This is a genomic window from Sphingobium sp. Z007 (assembly GCF_900013425.1).
Lineage (GTDB): Bacteria > Pseudomonadota > Alphaproteobacteria > Sphingomonadales > Sphingomonadaceae > Sphingobium.
The window spans coordinates 516,920-533,246 of sequence record NZ_FBXK01000001.1 but is presented as its reverse complement, the minus strand read 5'-3'; the positions used below and the strand labels follow the sequence as shown (position 1 = coordinate 533,246).

Here is a 16,327-nt window from a genome sequence, read left to right as displayed (position 1 = left end):
TCCCGTCAGAATTTGGTCGAAACCTGTAGCATCACGGTCCGGGGCAGCGTGCCGAAGCCCAGCTGGTCGGCATGGGCAGATGTCAGCCCGCCCGACGCGCCGCCGGTCGAGGGACCATCCACTGCGCCGGTCACATAGAAGCGGTTGGTCAGATTCTTGCCGATCAGCGCGATCTGCCACCGTTCATCCTCCGTGCCCAACCGCATGCCCGCGTCGATCGTGACATAGCTGCCCTGCCTGGAATCCAGGCTGCCGAAGCCCGACGCCAGATAGGAGTCGCTGTAGCGCGCGTCTGCGTTCAGGCCCAGCGTCATGCCGTTGGCCAGCACCATGTCATAGGACGCCCCCAGCGTGCCGGTCCATTCCGGCGCGACCGACAAGGGCTGGCCCTTCAGATTCTGGCGGAAGGCCGCGCCGACGACGACATTGCACCCTTCCGCCTGGCTCTGCCCCGCATAGCAGGGCGCGTCGGGGAAATCGGTGTAACGCGCGCGGTTATAGTTGATCGAACCATGGAGATTGAGGCCCGACGCGCTGCGCGGGGCATATTCGAACTCCAGTTCCACGCCCTTGGTGCGGGCATCGGCCGTCAGCGTCTGGAAGGCGAAGATCGGCGAATTGAAGAAATCGACCTGGAGATTGCTGTAGCCATAGGTGTAGATGCCCAGGTTCAGGCGCAACTGATTGTCCATCAGCGTCGATTTGATCCCCGCTTCGAACCCGCTCGCCTTTTCCGGGTCGAAGGTCAGGTCGTCGAACGGCACGCTGGACAGCTTGCTGTTGATGCCGCCATTGGAAAAGCCGCCCGATTTATAGGCGGTCTTGTACGCGCCATAGACCAGCAGGTCAGCGCTTGGCTTCCAGGTGATCGTGGCTTCGGGCGACCAATTGTTGAACACTTGGTTCGCCGTCACCACGCCCAGCCCGTCCGGGTCGTCCTGCGGCCGGAAAATACTGGTCAGGCCCGGATTATTATAGGGCTGGGTGAAGAAGCTGTCCTTGGTCTCATGCGTATAACGCACGCCGCCCGCGACCTCGACCGTGGGCAATATCTTCCACGTCACCTGCCCGAACGCCGCGATCGTCTCGCCATCGGTGAAGCTGGTCTTGCGCGTGGCGAGATATTCGTCCTCCGGCGCGGCCGCGCTGTTGGTCAGGCCCGCCAGCACGATATATTGGTCGAAGGTCCGCTTGGTCTTTTGATAGAGCGCCCCGACCATCAGGTTGATCGGCGCATCGAAGGTCGTGAGCGCGCGAAATTCGGACGAGAAAGCGTGATAGGTCGAATTTTCCGTTGCCCAGTTGGACGCAGGACTGGACTGGAAATCGCAGGCGCAGGCCCACTGATTGTTGTTCCAATTATAGTTGGTGACGGACGTCAGCGTGACATCGTCCACCTCATAATTGAGGTTCGCCGTGACCGCCCAGCTCTTGTAGCGATTATAGAGGCTGCCATCCTCCTTGGCATAGGGGATTTGCGCCGCGAACTCGGCAGGCAGCTTGTTCTGATGCCCGATGAAGTCGCGTTTGCAGGTGTAGCCGTTCAATTGGCTGACCCCCGACGGACAGTTGAAGGCAACATAGTTCCAGCTGTTATTATTGGTCTTGTTATAGGTGCCCGACCCTTTCAGCGTCGCGGTGAAACGGTCCGTCGGTTCCCATTTCAGAGTGATGCGGCCCAGCAATTCCTTTTCGCCAGGCTGATCCTCCGGGGCAGGATTGGCGACGACGCTAACCGCCGCGCCGGTCGCCACGTCCAGGGTCGCATAGTTGAAGGGCGCCGCGACGTTCCGGTAATAGCCTTCATACATTTTCGACCCGCGCACGGCGACGCGCAGGCCCAGCGTATCGGTGAGCGGGGTCGAATAGACGCCTTCCAACTGCACCTGCTGCGCATTGAATTCGTAACCCGCGCGCAGCTTGATCTCCTGCGTCGCGCCCGGATCGGCGCTGGTCAGCGAAATAACGCCGGCCGTGGCGTTCTTGCCAAAGAACAGCGCCTGCGGGCCTTTGAGGATTTCCACCCGCCCAAGATCGAAGAAGCCTTCGTTGATGATCCGCCCCTGGCCATAATACACGCCGTCCACCACCACCGCGACCGACTGTTCGATCCCGATCGAAGTGGACGAAGACCCGATACCGCGCAAAGTAAGCTGCGCGCCCGACCCGTTGGAGGCGCGACCGACATTGAGGTTGGGGGTCCGCGCCGCGATCTTTTCGATCGAGGTCAAATCCTGCTTGGCGATCAGTTCGGCCGACAGGGCGGTGACGGCGACCGGCACGTCCTGCACGCTTTCCGCTCGTTTGCGCGCGGTGACGACGATGTCGGTCAGGCCGCCCTGGGGCGAGGCTACGTCCGCCGCCTGCGGCGCGGGCGCATCCTGCGCCAGCGCGGGCGTGGCACACGCCAGCGAAAGCGCCATTACGCTTCCACCTAATTCCATAGCCCGACGCGTAATAGCGATAGTCATGATGATGCCCTCTCCCCTTGATCGATCGCGCAAAGTCCGATGCCCCGCTTGTCTCGATGCAATGTCCCGGCCCCGCTGCCTTGCCCCCACTATTGCCGTGAGGGGCAGCCTACCGACGATGGCGGCATGCACCCGGCGCTGTACCGGGTCACCCTGTCAAAAGCCGCAGGTGTTGCGCGCCCGACATAAGCGGACAACAATCGTCTGGAATGAGGGGCAGACATCGGCCCGACATGGGAAAGGCGAGGATATGGGCGCAGGCCGCTTGGACGGACGTATTGCTTTGGTTTCCGGGGGGTTGCGGGGCATTGGCCGCGCCATCTGCGCCTGCCTGGCGGCCGATGGCGCGAGCGTCGTCATCACCGATCTGGATGCTGCCGACAGCGCCGAGGCCGTAGCGGCAATCGATACTATCGAAAACGCCAGCTATATTCAGCTGGACGCCACGCAGGAGGATGCTTGGATCGCGGCGCGGGCGCAGGTCGAGCGGGATTTCGGCCATCTCGACATATTGGTCAACAATGTCGGGTCGGACCTGACCGGCAAGGTGCAGGATCTCGCGCTGGCCGACTGGCGACGGTTGATGACACTCAACGTCGATACCGTTTTCCTGGGCACCAAGACGTTCCAGCCTTTGCTCGCCAAGGCCGGGGCCAGCACGCCCTATGGCTCTAGCATAGTCAATGTCAGCTCGATCATGGGGCTGGTCGGCATGGGCGACGTGTCGGCCTATAATGCGTCGAAGGGCGCAGTGCGGCTGTTCAGCAAGTCCAACGCGCTGGAGTTCGCCGATGCGGGCATTCCGATCCGGGTGAACAGCATCCATCCCGGTTTTGTTGAAACGCCGCTGCTGCATCAGGGCATGGCGCGCTGGGCCGAACGCGATGGGGTAACGGCGCAGGAGCTTATCGACGGCATGGCGGCGACGACGCCGATCAAGCGGCTGGCCCAGCCGGTCGAGATCGGTAAGGTCGTCGCTTTCCTCGCCAGTGACGACGCCAGTTATATGACCGGCAGTGAAGTCGTGGTCGATGGCGGATGGACCGCGCGCTGATCCCCTAAAATTGTAAGGAACAACTATGGCTGACTTCGATCTCACTGGCGCAGTCGCGCTCGTCACCGGCGCGACCGGCGGTATCGGCCGCGCGACCTGCCTTGCTCTTGCGGAAGCCGGCGCAACGGTCATCGCCACCGACCTGGCCGACAGTGCGGACATTACGGGCGCGGCGGACTATCGCCGACTGGACGTGACCGAAGAAGGCAATTGGGCTGCACTGATCGCCCATATCGATAGCGCCCATGGCCGGCTCGATATATTGGTCAACAATGCCGGGATATCCGTGACCAACAGCATCGCCAGCACGACATTGGCCGAATTTCGAAAATGCATGGCGATCAACGTCGAGGGCGTGTTCCTGGGTACGCAGGCCGCGCAGGCCCTGCTGGCTACAAGCGGCAAGGACCGCAAGGGCGGTTCGTCCATCGTCAACCTGTCGTCCGTCGGCGGCCTGCGCGGCGCGGCGCTGATGTCCACCTATTGCGCCAGCAAGGGCGCGGTGAAGCTGTTCAGCAAGAGCGCCGCCCTGGAATTTGCGATGATGGGCCTGCCCATCCGCGTCAACAGCGTCCACCCCGGCGGCATCGACACCAACATGATGGACACCATCTACGCCCGCTATGTCGACGATGGCCTGTTCCCCGACGAAGCCACCGCCCGCGCCACTGTGTCGGCCAATCACGCCATGGGCCGGATGGGCGACCCGCAGGAGATCGCGGCCGGGATCGTCTATCTTTCGACCCCGGCGGCCAGTTTCATGACCGGATCGGAACTGGTGATCGATGGCGGCATGACGGCCAAATGATTGTCGCTCTCTCTGCCGGTAATGACGAGGAGCGCGAACGCCATCAGATGGTCAGGCGCTGCGAAGCCGATACCTCATGAATCTGCACGTCGTTGCTGAATTGACCTGCGAAATCGTCCAGCAATTTCTTGATCGATGGCAAAGCTAAATGCGCGTCCAGCGCCACGCGATCGCGCCATCCTTCCGTCGCCAGGATGACGCCGCGCTCCGCATCCTCCATGGCCATATGATAAAACAGACATCCGTCCTCCGCCCGCGATGGCGCACATAGAGCCTTGAGCCGCGCGTACAGCGCAGGCAGTGTATCCGTGTCGGTGTGAATCTGCCCGGTGATGACGATCATGGATATGGTCCCTTCCTTCAGGTCTGGTGGATGATGGTGAAGCTGCGGCTTTGGAGGAACCATGCGCCGCCGCGCTTCACCAGCCGATCATTATAGCAGGCGCGGGCGCGCTTATCCTTGCCGGTTTCGGATTCTTCATAGACTTCGGAAATATAGGTGCGCGCCTGCGCAACGTCGCCGTCCACCTGAATCATGCCAACGGATATCATGAAGCTCAATTTGGGATAATGCGGCATCGCCCCGCGCCACAGCGCAACGATCGCGTCCTTCCCCTCCACTATGCCCAGCTCGGGATAATGCGACAAATCCCAATGGCTGTCCTCGACCCAGATCGAGGCCCATAACTCCTCGTCCACGCGATTGACCGCGTCGGCATAGGTTTCCAGCACTTCGCGGATCGCCATGCGATCTTCCAGCGGCCCGGTAAAATTGGCGGTCATGCTTGGCTCTCCTGTTGTCTGTTTGGCAGCAGGCTATGCCGTCGCGGCTGGCCCGTGACCTGCCGGAAACAGCAGGTCAGCGATATTCGTCGCGCAGAAGGCGGCGTAATATCTTGCCCGATGGATTACGCGGCAGCTGGTCGCGAAACTCGACACTTTTGGGGGCTTTGTAAGCCGCAATCCGCTCCCGCGCCCAGGCGATCAGCGCCGCCGGATCGGGCGTTTCTCCCTCGATCGGCACGACGATCGCCTTGACCGCCTCGCCCCATTTGACGTCCGGCACGCCGATGACCGCGACGTCGCTGACTTGCGGGTGGCTGTAGAGCGCATTTTCCACCTCGGCCGGATAGACATTTTCGCCGCCGGTGATGATCATGTCCTTGATGCGATCGGCCAGATAGAGATAGCCGTCCGCATCCATCGTGCCTGCGTCGCCCGTGCGCATCCACCCGTCGGCGTCGATCGTCTCGGCCGTCGCGTCGGGCCGCCCATAATAGCCGATCATGTTCGCGGGCGACCGCACCGCGATCTCGCCCACGTCGCCGCGCGGAACCTCCGCGCCGCTCTCGTCGAAGATCCGCACCTCCACCCCCGGCAAGGGCACGCCGACCCCGCGCATCCGATCATTGCCGTTTGGATCATGATCCTCCGGTGGCAGCCCCACGATCGTCCCGGCCGTCTCCGTCATGCCGTACATCTGCGCAAAGCCGCAGCCGAACACCGCGATCGCCTGGCGCATCAGGTCCAGCGGGATGGCCGACCCGCCATAGCAGATGGTCTGGAGGAAACTGAAGTCCGTGGTCGCCGCAGCGGGATGATCGCACACGATCCGCATCGCGGTCGGCACCATCATGATCTTGGTGATGCGATGCTCCGTCAGCAGGCCCAGCACCTTGTGCGGATCGAACTCGCGCACCACCACGCCCTTGCCGCCATGTTGCAGCGACCACAGCCCCCATCCCGACCCGCTGATATGAAAAATTGGCATCGCGATCAGCGCGACATCCTGCGCGCTCCACCGGTTCCATGCGGGCATGATCGCGTCTGGTGTGTCCTGCCGGAGCGCCAGCAGGCTGCGATTGGTCAGCATCGCGCCCTTGGGATTGCCGGTCGTGCCGGATGTGTAAAGTTGCAAGACCGGCGCGTCATAGCCTGCATCCCGGTACGGATCGACCGCCGCCTGCGCGTCGCGCCAGGCCGCGAAATCCTCCCGCCCCGCGACCGGTTCGGTGGTCAGGATCGCATAGTCGCCCTGCCCGTCCAGCCGGTCGAGGAATTCCGGGTCGGCCAGCACCAGCCGGGGCATGGCATCACCCAAAATATAGGCGACCTCCGGCGGGGCTAGTCGCCAATTGATCGGCACCAGCACGACGCCAGCCTTCACCGCGCCCAGCCAATATTCGAAATATAGATCGCTGTTCTTGCCCAGAAACGCCACCCGGTCACCCGGTGACAGGCCCATGGCGACCATGGCGGCAGCCACGCGGCTGGCATGGGCGTCCAGCGCGGCATAGCTGCTGTCCCGCCCCTCGAACGTCAGGGCGATCGCATCGCCACGCGATTGTGCATGGCTACGGATCAGGTCGGCGAGAACGGGCTTGCCCATATGGGGAACATCTCTCCTGGTGTCTATGCCACCGTCTATAGGACAGACATGGCCGGTTCGCCCCTCTCAATTCCATGGGGTCTGGCAAGCCGCGAACACTGTCGGAAACGCCAGTGCCTCATGCCCCGCCATCGGCTAGACATAGCGCAACAGGCGACGCCGACGCACCGGCGGACCGAGAGGAGCGATCTATGGATCTGGGACTGAAAGGCCGTAAGGCCATATTGGCCGGCGCAAATGCCAGCATAGGCTTGGCCGTGGCCCGCATATTGGCGGCCGAAGGTTGCGACATCGCCTTGTGCGGGCGCACGCAGGGCAAGGTCGACAGCGCTGTTGCCGAACTGTCCGCGCTGGGCGTCAACGCATTTGGCGCATCGGTCGATGTCACCGACGCCAATGCCTTCCCGGCGTGGATCGCGCATGCTGCCGGTCAATTGGGCGGCTGCGACATCTTCATCTCCTTCGTCTCGGTCAACCCCGGTGCCGACACGGTCGAGGGCTGGAACACCGTGTTCAACGGCGACATCCTGCCGCTGGTGCGCGGCATTCAGGCGGCGCTGCCATGGCTGGAAAAGTCCGATGCCGGTTCGATCGTCACCATCTCTTCCACGGGTGCGGTCGAGGAATTTATGGGGCCGCAGCCTTATAATGCGCTCAAGGCCGCGCTCATCAACTACAGCGCCGCGCTGGCCCAGAAACACGCGCCACAGGGGATAAGGGTCAATTGCGTCACCCCCGGTCCCGTTTTCACGACGGACGGACCATGGCAATATATCAAGGACAATATGACAGATTTCCACGATTCGGTCCTGCAACAAATCCCCTTCGGCCGCATGGGCACCGGTGAGGAAATCGGCAAGGCCATCGCCTTCATCGCCTCACCCGCGTGCCGTTACATGACCGGCGCCAATGTGCGGATCGACGGGTCGATGACCAAGGGCGTGTCCTTCTAGGCAAAGGATTTGGGGCATGAGTGACCATCCCAAACGGATCGACTGCGTGCTTATCGCGGGCGGTCTCTATCACGATATCGACTTCGCCCGGCTGGAACTACTCAAGCTGCTGGGCGAAGACGAGCGTGTCCGTACCCGCGTGTTCGAAAATTACGACAACATCGATGCCATAATTCAGGCCGACTTCATCATAACTTACACCTGTGATGTTATTCCTTCGCTTGAAGCTCAGGAGGCGTTGCGAGATTGGGTGAAGCACGGCGGGCGCTGGTATGCGCTGCATGGCACCAATTCGGTGCTGCGCCTGTTCGACAATGGCCTGTATGGCAGCCCGCGCTGGGCACCGCTGTTCATGGAGACGCTGGGCAGCCAGTTCATCGCCCACCCGCCGATCGCGCCCTATAGCGTCACCGTCGCCGATCCCGACCATCCGATAACGCGCGGCATACAAGCATTCGAAACCACCGACGAACTCTATCTGATGGAACGTCACGGCAACCTGCGCGTCCTGCTCGAAACCGAATTTGCCGGCGAAGCGACCGGCTTTGACGAGGCCGATTGGGCGCAGGACAAGCATCCCGTCCTCTACATCAAGCCGCAGGACAAGGGCGCGGTCCTCTACAACACGCTGGGCCATTGCCGGGGGCATTATGACATGCAACCCCATCTCGACTATTGGCCCACCGTGGATCGCTGTGCCTGGGATTTGCCGGTATTTTACGATCTTTTGCGGCGCGGGATCGACTGGGCGAAGGAAGGCCGCGCCTAGAGCGTTTTACAATCAGGTGGAATCACCTGCTGACTCGGAAAACGCGGCAAATCAAAAGACTAGAGTATCCGAGCCGATGCAATCGGATCGGTTACTCTAGATCAGCGCCTTTACGGGCAGATGCTCCATCCCCGGTGCTTCGTCCGGCACGGCCACCTCGATCCAGCCGTCGTCGGTCAAGCGCCATGGGAACAGCTTGAGCGGCTTATACCCCGCCCCGCCCAGACACTCGCCGCTATCCAGCTTGAACCGCGCGCCGTGCAGCGGGCACATAACCGATCCGCGCCGGACCTTGCCGGCGGGCGCGAGTTCCGCCGCGGCATGGGTGCAACGGTTGATGATCGCGTGGATCGCGCCCTCCTCCCGGCAGAGGAACAATGGCCAGCGATTGACGATGAAAGGCAGCATCGTCTTTTCCGCAACATCCGATGCCTGGATCACGCGATGATAGGTCTCACTCATAGGTCTTGAACATCCGGCCTCTCTCCATATCCGTCCCGTCTGGCCCAAGCCGATAGGCCGGGCAATTAATGCTTTTCATAGCTGCATGACAGGCCCGAACACCCCATGCCATCATCAGGGAAAAAGAGGATGACCGGCATGAACCGTTTCTGGCGACTGGAAAGCTATCCGAACGGCACCGATTTCGCGTCCGGCATCCAGTTGCGCGAAGAGGCGGTGCCAGACATCGGCGACAATCAGTTGCTGGTGCGCAATCTTTGGCTGTCGCTGGATGCGGGCACCCGCATGTGGCTGACCCCGCGCACCGACAGCTATATGGACCCGACCCCATTAGGCAGCAAGATCATCGGCTTCGTGCTGGGCCAGGTGGTCGAGTCGCGCCATCCTGGATACAAGGCTGGCGACATCGTGCGGGCCTATGGCCAATGGGCCGACTATAGCGTGCTGTATCCCGACATGGGCGACATCTGGATCGTCGATGCCATCGCGGACATGCGCCAGCATTTCGCGGTGCTTGGCCCCAATGGCTGGACCGCCTATGTCGGCCTGACCGAATATGGCCGGGTGCGTCCCGGCGAAACCGTGCTGGTATCGGCCGCCGCCGGCGCGACCGGGCTGCTGGCCGCGCAGTTCGCCAAGGCGATGGGATGCCGCGTCATCGGCATTGCGGGCGGTGCTGCGAAATGCGCCTTGCTGACCGATCGCTATGGCCTGGCCGCCGCGATCGATTACAAGTCCGACGATCTGGCCGCACGGCTCGCGGCGCTGGCGCCGGGCGGGATCGACTGTTTCTTCGACTGCGTCGGCGGGGACATACTTGATACCGTGCTGCCCGCGATGGCGATGAACGGGCGGATCGCCATCTGCGGTCTCATCTCTACCTATGACAAGGCAGAGCGGGTCGGGCCGCATAATTTCGACCTGATCCTGATGAAGCGGCTCACCGTCGCAGGTTTCTTTTCGCCCGACTTCTATTTTCGCGGCGGGGAGATCAACCGGCTGACCGCGCCGTGGCTGGAATCGGGCGTGGTACGGATGGAGTTCGACGTCACCACCAGTCTGGAAAACACATTGGACGCCTATGGCAAGCTGTTCTCCGGGGGCAATATCGGCAAGGTGATGGTGGATCTGTCCGCCGAGTAGGCCCCAGTCAGGAGCATCACGCTCATCCGTTCGCCCTGAGCCTGTCGAAGGGCTGCTCTTTCCTTCACCGCCGACAAAGAAAGAGGCTTCGACAGGCTCAGCCCGAACGGATGAGAGTGATCGGATTCAAACGCACCTTAAACTAGGCCGCCACCAGCGCCTCATAGCGCCGCAACTCCCAGTCGCTGTCGCCCAGCAATGATGCCAACAGCATGACCCGCTTGAACGCTTGTCCGACCATCAGTTCCTCGGTCGTGCCGATGCCGCCATGGAGTTGGACCGCATCCTCGCCCAGCGCCATCGCATTTGCGCTGATATAGGCTTTCGCCCCCGTGATCGCCGCAGCGCGGGTTGCATCCTCCCGCCGCGTCGCCGCCGCCCTGTAGAGTTGCGACCGGCTCAATTCCATCCGGGCATAATTGTCCGCCATGCGATGCTGGATCGCCTGAAATGCGCCGATCGGCTGGCCGAACTGCTTGCGCGTCTTGATATAGTCCAGCGTGGCGTCGAACATCATCGCCATCAACCCGATCAATTCGGCGCTGATCGCCAGCCGGACGTCGATCAACACATCGTCCAGCGCCGCCCGCCCGCCCGCCATCCGTTCGCCCGGCACATTGGTCAGCACCAGGTCGCTCGCGATCGACCCGTCGGTCATGCGATAATGGCGCAGCGTCAGGCCCGGCGCATCGGCCGGCACCAGGAAAAAGCCAGCCTGCCCCGCCTCATCGATCGCGGACACCACGAAGACGTCCGCGACGCTGCCCCCCAGCGCCATCTGCTTCGCGCCGTTCAGCTGCGATCCCTTGGCGCGGGTCACGATGCTGTCCTGATTGAAGCGCGCCCGATGCTCCCCATGCGCCAGGCTCGTCATCGCTTCGCCAGCGGCCAGGCGCGGCAGCCAGTGGGCCTTTTGCGCATCCGTGCCCGCCTTGTCGATCATGCCGCCCGCCATCAGGATGACTGGCAAGATCGGCTCCACCGCCACGGCGCGGCCCATCGCCTCCATCACGGTGATGAGTTCGACGCTGCCGCCGCCGAAACCGCCCCATTCTTCGGCAAAGGGAAAAGCGAGCAGTCCGGTGTCCGCCAGCGCGGCCCACCCCTGCGGGCAGAAGCCGTGCGCCTGCCTGACATAGCTCAGGCGTTTGGCCGGGTCGTAGCGATCGCCTGCAAATTTCTCGATAAGGTTGCGCAGGAGAGCCTGTTCCTCGCTAAGATCGAAATTCACGCTGCCCCTCGCTTCCGCTATCGTGGCGCCGCGCCTGCTAAGACTGCGGCATCTTTTATCCATGCCAAGGGATAGTCCCCGGCGCGCCCAAGCCAGCCTGCATTTTCCGATAGTTTGCGGCGTCGTGACACATCGGACCTGCCACTATTCATAGGTTTTGTTTCGCTTGATCCAAGGCGGGTTGGGGCGTAGCCTTTGATCATGGAGAGATTAGGCGACACATCCGTCGCCTGTTCAAACGACGGCGGAACCCCGACGCAGATCGGCCCCGACGCTCGTTTCGACAGGCATGTTCCCACCGCGATTGCGACGCCGGCCGATATATTGCCCGCGGCGCAGGCGTTGCGCGACATCGCTATGGATGTCGGCAATTTCCGCGTCGCCGCCTGCGCCAATATCGCGTCCAAGATGCCGATGTGCGATGCGGACGGCAATGTGCTGGCCCACTCCGTGTTCGGCTGGCCATCGACCAAGGAGCAATGGTGGAAGAAGCCGTTGCTTGCGCTCAGTTCTCCCCTGCCCTTCGCCTGCCGTTATGAAAGCGATCCCTTCTGGGTCAACGCCTATGGCATCCACACCCGCGCTCACAACCCGCTGCTCGGCCAGATCGACCTGTCGCATTTCAGCGAGCAGGTGAACGCCAGCGCCGTCATCGTCGTGCCGATCCACCTGCCCTTCGGCCAGATCGGCGCGGTCAGCTTCTCACCATTGGACGATGCGCGCGAAGACCTGTCCCGCGAGTTCGACCTTTACGCCGATCAACTGGAATATCACAGCCGCCGCTTCGTCGGCGGCTATTCGCGCGTCACCAGCCAACGGCCGTGGATCCCCACCAATTGCCGCCTGTCCAAGCGGGAAGTGGAATGTCTGCGCTGGGCAGCGGTCGGCAAGACCGATGTGGAGATCTCGATGATTCTGGCGCGCAGTTGCGCCACGGTGCGCTTCCACATCCATAATGCCGCCACCAAATTGGAAGCGGTCAACCGCAGCCAAACCGTGTTCAAGGCGACCCAGCTCGGCTATCTGGGCAGCGTCGCCACGGTGACCACGCCGAATAATCACGAGATTATGGGGGCCACCGCCGCCAACTGATCGGCTCGACATCTCGAAGAAACATGGCCCGCCCGGCACCGCCGCGGCGGGCTTTTTCTTGCCAAACGACCCGGCCGTCATCGGTAACCTATGCTTTCTTACAGCAGCATTTGCCCGCCCGCATTTCCATAGTCGTGACAGACAAGCATGCCAGGGAGCGGAACCATCACCGACATCGCCAGCCTCGATAGCGTTGCCGTTGCAGACGGCCTTTTCGCCGCGCAGCCGCAACCGCATCTGATCGGCGGGCGCGATCGCGAAACAGGCCGCATCGTCTTCCCCTGCCCCGTCGCCAATCCCCGTTTCGAAGAGATCGACCTGCCGCCGCGCGGTCGTGTCTGGTCCTGGACCATTCAGCGTTTCCGGCCCAAAACCCCGCCTTATATCGGCCCGGAAGCGTTCGAACCCTTCGCCATCGGCTATGTCGAATTGCCCGGCGCAGTGATCGTCGAAACCCGGATCGTGGGCGTCGCTTTCGATGCGATCCGCATCGGCATGGAGATGGAAACCGTCATCATCCCCTTTGCCACCGACGCTTCGGGTCGCACCGTCGTCACCTATGCCTTTGCCCCGTTTGGGGAGGACAAGCAGCATGGCTGAAGTCTTCATCGTCGGCGTCGGCATCCACCCATTCGGGCGCACCGATGGCCTTTCGGGCCTGCAGCAGGGCGCTTATGCCGCCCGCGCCGCGATGGCGGACGCCGGTGTCGCCTGGAGCGACATCCAGTTCGGTTTCGGCGGCTCCGATGCATCGGGTAACGCCGACACGATCGTCAATGAGTTGGGCCTAACCGGCCTGCCATTCATCAACGTCAAAAATGGCTGCGCGACCGGCGGGTCGGCGATGATCGGCGCGTGGCAGGGCATCGCGTCCGGCCAATATGACATCGGCATCGCGTTGGGCTTCGACAAACATCCACGCGGCGCGTTCAACGCGATGCCCGCCGATTATAGCCTGCCCGACTGGTATGGATCGGTCGGCCTGATGGTCACGACCCAGTTTTTCGCGATGAAGCTGCAACGCTATATGGCGCATCATGGCATCACGAGCCAGTCGCTGGGCCGCGTATCGGAAAAGGCGTTCAACAATGCGGTCCACGCCGATCATGCCTGGCGCCGCGCGCCGGTCGATATCGACACCATTCTGAACGCGCCGATGATCAACGATCCGCTGACCAAATATATGTTCTGTTCGCCCGCCGAGGGCGGCGTCGCGCTGATCCTGGCGAGTGAGAAGAAGGCGCGCGAACTGGGCCGCGCCGATGTCCGCGTCAAGGCGGCGGCGATCCGCACCCGCCCGCCCGGATCGTTCGAGGTGTTCGCGCCCGGCCTGGATATCGAGCGCGGCGGCGCGCCGACCCTGCTCGCCTCTGCCGCCGCCTATGCGATGGCGGGCGTCGGCCCGGAGGATATCGACGTCGCACAATTGCAGGACACGGAGTCCGGCGCGGAAATCATGCACATGGCCGAAAACGGCTTTTGCAAGGATGGCGAACAGGAAGAATGGCTGGCGCAGGGCTGGAGCCGGATCGACGGCAAGCTGCCGGTCAATACCGATGGCGGCTGCCTGGCCTGTGGCGAGCCGATCGGCGCGTCCGGCCTGAGGCAGGTCTATGAAAATGTCATCCAGTTGCGCGGGCATGGCGGCGGCCGCCAGGTGCCGGGCAATCCCAAGACCGCCTACACCCATGTTTACGGCGCGCCCGGTATTTCCGGCGTGACCATCCTCCAGCGCTGACGGCTTATGGACCTGCATTTCACCCCCGAAGACGAAGCCTTCCGCGCCGAGGTGCGCGCCTTTCTGGACGAGCACCTGCCCGACCATCTGCGCGCGGGGATGCAGGCCACCCCCACGGTCTTCGTCGAGCCCGATATCGGCCGCGAATGGCAGGCGATCCTGCACGCCAAGGGCTGGCTCGCCTATAACTGGCCCGTCGATTGCGGCGGCACCGGCTGGACCATGACCCAGCGCTATATCTTCGAGAAGGAATGTGCGCTCGCCGATGCGCCCAGCCTGCCGGTGCTCAGCCTCAAGCTGCTTGGCCCGGTCATCTGCCGCTTCGGCACGGCGGAGCAGAAGGCGACGATCCTGCCCCGTATCCTGGACGGCACCGATTACTGGTGCCAGGGTTTTTCCGAACCCGGTGCCGGGTCTGATCTCGCCAGCCTCAAGAGCAAGGCGGAGCGCAAGGGCGATCATTATATCATCAACGGCCGCAAACTGTGGACCACCCATGCCCAGCACGCGACCCACATCTTCTGCCTGCTGCGCACCGATCCCGCGGCCAAGCCGCAGGCGGGCATCAGCTTCATCCTGATCGACATGAACCAGCCCGGCGTGGAGGTCCGTCCGATCATCGGCCTGGCCGGCGATCATGAGGTCAACGAAGTCTATCTGGACGATGTCGTCGCGCCGCTAGACAATCTGGTGGGGGAGGAAGGCGGCGGCTGGACGATCGCCAAATTCCTGCTGGAAAACGAACGCGGCGGCGCCTGCCATGCGCCAAAATTGCTGTCCGACCTCCAGAAATTGCGCCAAGCCGCGGGCCAGGAGCCGGACGGCCTGGGCGGATGCATGGCGGACGATAGCGCGTTCATGGCCGCCATCGGCCGCACCGAACTGGAGGCGCAGGCGTTGGAGATGACCGAATTGCGCATCCTGGCGGAAATGGCGAAAGGCCTGCCGCCCGGCCCGCAAACCTCGCTCTGCAAGATGGTCGCCTCCACCCTGCGCCAGCAGGTCGATGGCCTGGCCGTGCGGCTCTACGGCTATGCCGGCCTGGCGCTGGAGGAACGTCGCCCGCTCTATGGCAATGGCGCGCCCGAACCGTTGCGCGACAAGGCCGCGCAGGTCGCCTCACCCCGCTATCTCAACAGCCGCGCCTGGACCATCTTTGGCGGGACGAACGAGGTCCAGCGCACTATCATCGCCAAAACGGTGCTGGGTCTGTGACCTGCGACACCATCATGGGAGACGGACGACATGCAGCTTAGCCGCGAAGCCCTGTTACAGGCCTATCGCCAGATGAAGACGATCCGGGTGTTCGAGGATCGGCTGCATGACGAAATCGCGCTGGGCGAAATCGCCGGTTTCACACATCTCTATGCAGGGCAGGAAGCCTGCGCCGTGGGCGTGTGCGAACATCTGGACGCGCAGGACTTCATCATCTCCACCCATCGCGGCCATGGCCATTGCATCGCCAAGGGATGCGACGTGGTCGGCATGATGAAGGAGATTTATGGCTCCAGCGAAGGGCTGTGCAAGGGCAAGAGCGGCTCCATGCACATCGCCGACGTGACCAAGGGGATGCTGGGCGCCAACGGCATCGTCGGCGCGGGCGCGCCGATCGCAGTGGGCGCGGGCATCACGGCCAAGGGGACCGGCAATGTCTCGATCGCCTTTTCCGGCGACGGTGCCTGCAACCAGGGTACGACGTTCGAAGCGATGAATATGGCCGTGGTGCTGAAACTGCCGGTCATCTTCGTGTTCGAAAATAACCATTATTCCGAACATACCGGCGAATCCTACGCCGTCGGCGCGGAAAGCATGACGACCCGTGCCGCGGCCTTCGGCATGAAGGCGATCAAGGCCGACGGCATTGATTTCTTCTCGGTCTATGAGGCGATGCGGGAGCTGATCGCCTATTGCAAGGCAGGTAACGGCCCGGCCTCCATCGAACTGGATTGCGAACGCTTCTTCGGCCATTTCGAGGGCGATCCGCAGCGCTATCGCGGCAAGGGCGAACTGGATCGCCTGCGCGAGGAACGCGATTGCCTCAAGGTCTTTCGCACCAAGGTGATGGAGGCCAAGCTGCTGGAAGGCGCGGTGCTCGACGCACTGGACGCGGAAGTGACGGCGCTGATCGACCGCGCCGTCGCCGAATCCAAGGCCGCCGCCCGCCCCACGGCCGACCACGTCCTTGAAGACGTCTATATCAGCTACTGACGCGAAAGA

Annotated in this window: 16 protein-coding genes; 10 read left to right on the top strand and 6 right to left on the bottom strand. The window is 62.7% G+C overall.

Going from position 1 to position 16,327, the window contains the following annotated elements:
• Positions 1-5 precede the first annotated feature (5 nt).
• On the bottom strand, positions 6-2,423 hold the full coding sequence (locus CEQ44_RS02500) for a TonB-dependent receptor (protein WP_254913620.1): 2,418 nt from the start codon (positions 2,421-2,423) through the stop codon (positions 6-8).
• Between the two features lie 298 nt (positions 2,424-2,721).
• Between CEQ44_RS02500 and CEQ44_RS02495 the strand changes: the two genes are divergently transcribed.
• Both CEQ44_RS02495 and CEQ44_RS02490 read left to right on the top strand, forming a co-directional pair.
• Positions 2,722-3,525 carry an SDR family NAD(P)-dependent oxidoreductase gene (locus CEQ44_RS02495; protein ID WP_088182961.1) on the top strand — a complete coding sequence of 268 codons (804 nt, stop codon included), beginning with the start codon at positions 2,722-2,724 and terminating at the stop codon, positions 3,523-3,525.
• Between the two features lie 25 nt (positions 3,526-3,550).
• Complete coding sequence (locus CEQ44_RS02490) at positions 3,551-4,333, top strand: SDR family NAD(P)-dependent oxidoreductase (RefSeq protein ID WP_088182962.1); 783 nt, start codon at positions 3,551-3,553, stop codon at positions 4,331-4,333.
• A gap of 43 nt (positions 4,334-4,376) precedes the next feature.
• Here the strand turns inward: CEQ44_RS02490 and CEQ44_RS02485 are convergent, their stop codons facing one another.
• The 3 genes from CEQ44_RS02485 to CEQ44_RS02475 all read right to left on the bottom strand — a co-directional run bounded on the left by CEQ44_RS02485 (position 4,377) and on the right by CEQ44_RS02475 (position 6,722).
• The gene (locus tag CEQ44_RS02485) at positions 4,377-4,676 is read right to left on the bottom strand and encodes a putative quinol monooxygenase (protein ID WP_176400241.1); all 300 of its coding nucleotides are present in this window, start codon (positions 4,674-4,676) and stop codon (positions 4,377-4,379) included.
• A gap of 17 nt (positions 4,677-4,693) precedes the next feature.
• The gene (locus tag CEQ44_RS02480; RefSeq protein WP_088182964.1) at positions 4,694-5,116 is read right to left on the bottom strand and encodes a nuclear transport factor 2 family protein; all 423 of its coding nucleotides are present in this window, start codon (positions 5,114-5,116) and stop codon (positions 4,694-4,696) included.
• 76 nt (positions 5,117-5,192) lie between these two features.
• Positions 5,193-6,722, bottom strand: coding sequence for a fatty acid--CoA ligase (locus CEQ44_RS02475; protein WP_088182965.1), 1,530 nt, complete (start codon positions 6,720-6,722; stop codon positions 5,193-5,195).
• A gap of 191 nt (positions 6,723-6,913) precedes the next feature.
• Between CEQ44_RS02475 and CEQ44_RS02470 the strand changes: the two genes are divergently transcribed.
• Positions 6,914-7,675, top strand: a complete 762-nt coding sequence (locus CEQ44_RS02470; protein WP_088182966.1) for an SDR family NAD(P)-dependent oxidoreductase — start codon at positions 6,914-6,916, stop codon at positions 7,673-7,675.
• Positions 7,676-7,691: 16 nt separating this feature from the next.
• Positions 7,692-8,444 (top strand): ThuA domain-containing protein, encoded by a 753-nt coding sequence (locus tag CEQ44_RS02465; RefSeq protein WP_088182967.1) that lies wholly within the window; start codon positions 7,692-7,694, stop codon positions 8,442-8,444.
• Positions 8,445-8,540: 96 nt separating this feature from the next.
• On the opposite strand, the gene CEQ44_RS02460 is transcribed toward CEQ44_RS02465, so the two are convergent.
• A complete protein-coding gene (locus tag CEQ44_RS02460; protein WP_088182968.1) occupies positions 8,541-8,906 on the bottom strand; it encodes a Rieske (2Fe-2S) protein in 366 nt (121 codons plus the stop codon).
• 129 nt (positions 8,907-9,035) lie between these two features.
• Between CEQ44_RS02460 and CEQ44_RS02455 the strand changes: the two genes are divergently transcribed.
• Entirely contained in the window at positions 9,036-10,049 is a 1,014-nt protein-coding gene (locus CEQ44_RS02455) for an NADP-dependent oxidoreductase (protein WP_088182969.1), read from the top strand.
• Between the two features lie 142 nt (positions 10,050-10,191).
• Here the strand turns inward: CEQ44_RS02455 and CEQ44_RS02450 are convergent, their stop codons facing one another.
• Positions 10,192-11,280: an acyl-CoA dehydrogenase family protein gene (locus CEQ44_RS02450; RefSeq protein ID WP_176400242.1), complete on the bottom strand. Its 1,089-nt coding sequence runs from the start codon at positions 11,278-11,280 to the stop codon at positions 10,192-10,194.
• Between the two features lie 201 nt (positions 11,281-11,481).
• Between CEQ44_RS02450 and CEQ44_RS02445 the strand changes: the two genes are divergently transcribed.
• The 5 genes from CEQ44_RS02445 (at position 11,482) to CEQ44_RS02425 (ending at position 16,318) form a co-directional block, all read left to right on the top strand.
• Positions 11,482-12,372, top strand: coding sequence for a helix-turn-helix transcriptional regulator (locus CEQ44_RS02445; RefSeq protein ID WP_088183006.1), 891 nt, complete (start codon positions 11,482-11,484; stop codon positions 12,370-12,372).
• 147 nt (positions 12,373-12,519) lie between these two features.
• Positions 12,520-12,972: a Zn-ribbon domain-containing OB-fold protein gene (locus tag CEQ44_RS02440; protein ID WP_088182971.1), complete on the top strand. Its 453-nt coding sequence runs from the start codon at positions 12,520-12,522 to the stop codon at positions 12,970-12,972.
• Positions 12,965-14,110 (top strand): thiolase family protein, encoded by a 1,146-nt coding sequence (locus tag CEQ44_RS02435; RefSeq protein ID WP_088182972.1) that lies wholly within the window; start codon positions 12,965-12,967, stop codon positions 14,108-14,110. The genes CEQ44_RS02440 and CEQ44_RS02435 overlap by 8 nt, the downstream gene beginning before the upstream one ends.
• A 6-nt stretch (positions 14,111-14,116) precedes the next feature.
• The gene (locus CEQ44_RS02430) at positions 14,117-15,325 is read left to right on the top strand and encodes an acyl-CoA dehydrogenase family protein (protein WP_088182973.1); all 1,209 of its coding nucleotides are present in this window, start codon (positions 14,117-14,119) and stop codon (positions 15,323-15,325) included.
• Positions 15,326-15,355: 30 nt separating this feature from the next.
• Positions 15,356-16,318, top strand: coding sequence for a thiamine pyrophosphate-dependent dehydrogenase E1 component subunit alpha (locus tag CEQ44_RS02425; protein ID WP_088182974.1), 963 nt, complete (start codon positions 15,356-15,358; stop codon positions 16,316-16,318).
• Positions 16,319-16,327: the final 9 nt, after the last annotated feature.

Excerpts from the sequence above, each read along its gene's own strand:
- CEQ44_RS02500 (WP_254913620.1), bottom strand. The coding sequence starts at position 2,423 with ATGGCGCTTTCGCTGGCGTGTGCCACGCCCGCGCTGGCGCAGGATGCG.
- CEQ44_RS02495 (WP_088182961.1), top strand. The coding sequence starts at position 2,722 with ATGGGCGCAGGCCGCTTGGACGGACGTATTGCTTTGGTTTCCGGGGGG.
- CEQ44_RS02490 (WP_088182962.1), top strand. The coding sequence starts at position 3,551 with ATGGCTGACTTCGATCTCACTGGCGCAGTCGCGCTCGTCACCGGCGCG.
- CEQ44_RS02485 (WP_176400241.1), bottom strand. The coding sequence starts at position 4,676 with ATGATCGTCATCACCGGGCAGATTCACACCGACACGGATACACTGCCT.
- CEQ44_RS02480 (WP_088182964.1), bottom strand. The coding sequence starts at position 5,116 with ATGACCGCCAATTTTACCGGGCCGCTGGAAGATCGCATGGCGATCCGC.
- CEQ44_RS02475 (WP_088182965.1), bottom strand. The coding sequence starts at position 6,722 with ATGGGCAAGCCCGTTCTCGCCGACCTGATCCGTAGCCATGCACAATCG.
- CEQ44_RS02470 (WP_088182966.1), top strand. The coding sequence starts at position 6,914 with ATGGATCTGGGACTGAAAGGCCGTAAGGCCATATTGGCCGGCGCAAAT.
- CEQ44_RS02465 (WP_088182967.1), top strand. The coding sequence starts at position 7,692 with ATGAGTGACCATCCCAAACGGATCGACTGCGTGCTTATCGCGGGCGGT.
- CEQ44_RS02460 (WP_088182968.1), bottom strand. The coding sequence starts at position 8,906 with ATGAGTGAGACCTATCATCGCGTGATCCAGGCATCGGATGTTGCGGAA.
- CEQ44_RS02455 (WP_088182969.1), top strand. The coding sequence starts at position 9,036 with ATGACCGGCATGAACCGTTTCTGGCGACTGGAAAGCTATCCGAACGGC.
- CEQ44_RS02445 (WP_088183006.1), top strand. The coding sequence starts at position 11,482 with ATGGAGAGATTAGGCGACACATCCGTCGCCTGTTCAAACGACGGCGGA.
- CEQ44_RS02440 (WP_088182971.1), top strand. The coding sequence starts at position 12,520 with ATGCCAGGGAGCGGAACCATCACCGACATCGCCAGCCTCGATAGCGTT.
- CEQ44_RS02435 (WP_088182972.1), top strand. The coding sequence starts at position 12,965 with ATGGCTGAAGTCTTCATCGTCGGCGTCGGCATCCACCCATTCGGGCGC.
- CEQ44_RS02430 (WP_088182973.1), top strand. The coding sequence starts at position 14,117 with ATGGACCTGCATTTCACCCCCGAAGACGAAGCCTTCCGCGCCGAGGTG.
- CEQ44_RS02425 (WP_088182974.1), top strand. The coding sequence starts at position 15,356 with ATGCAGCTTAGCCGCGAAGCCCTGTTACAGGCCTATCGCCAGATGAAG.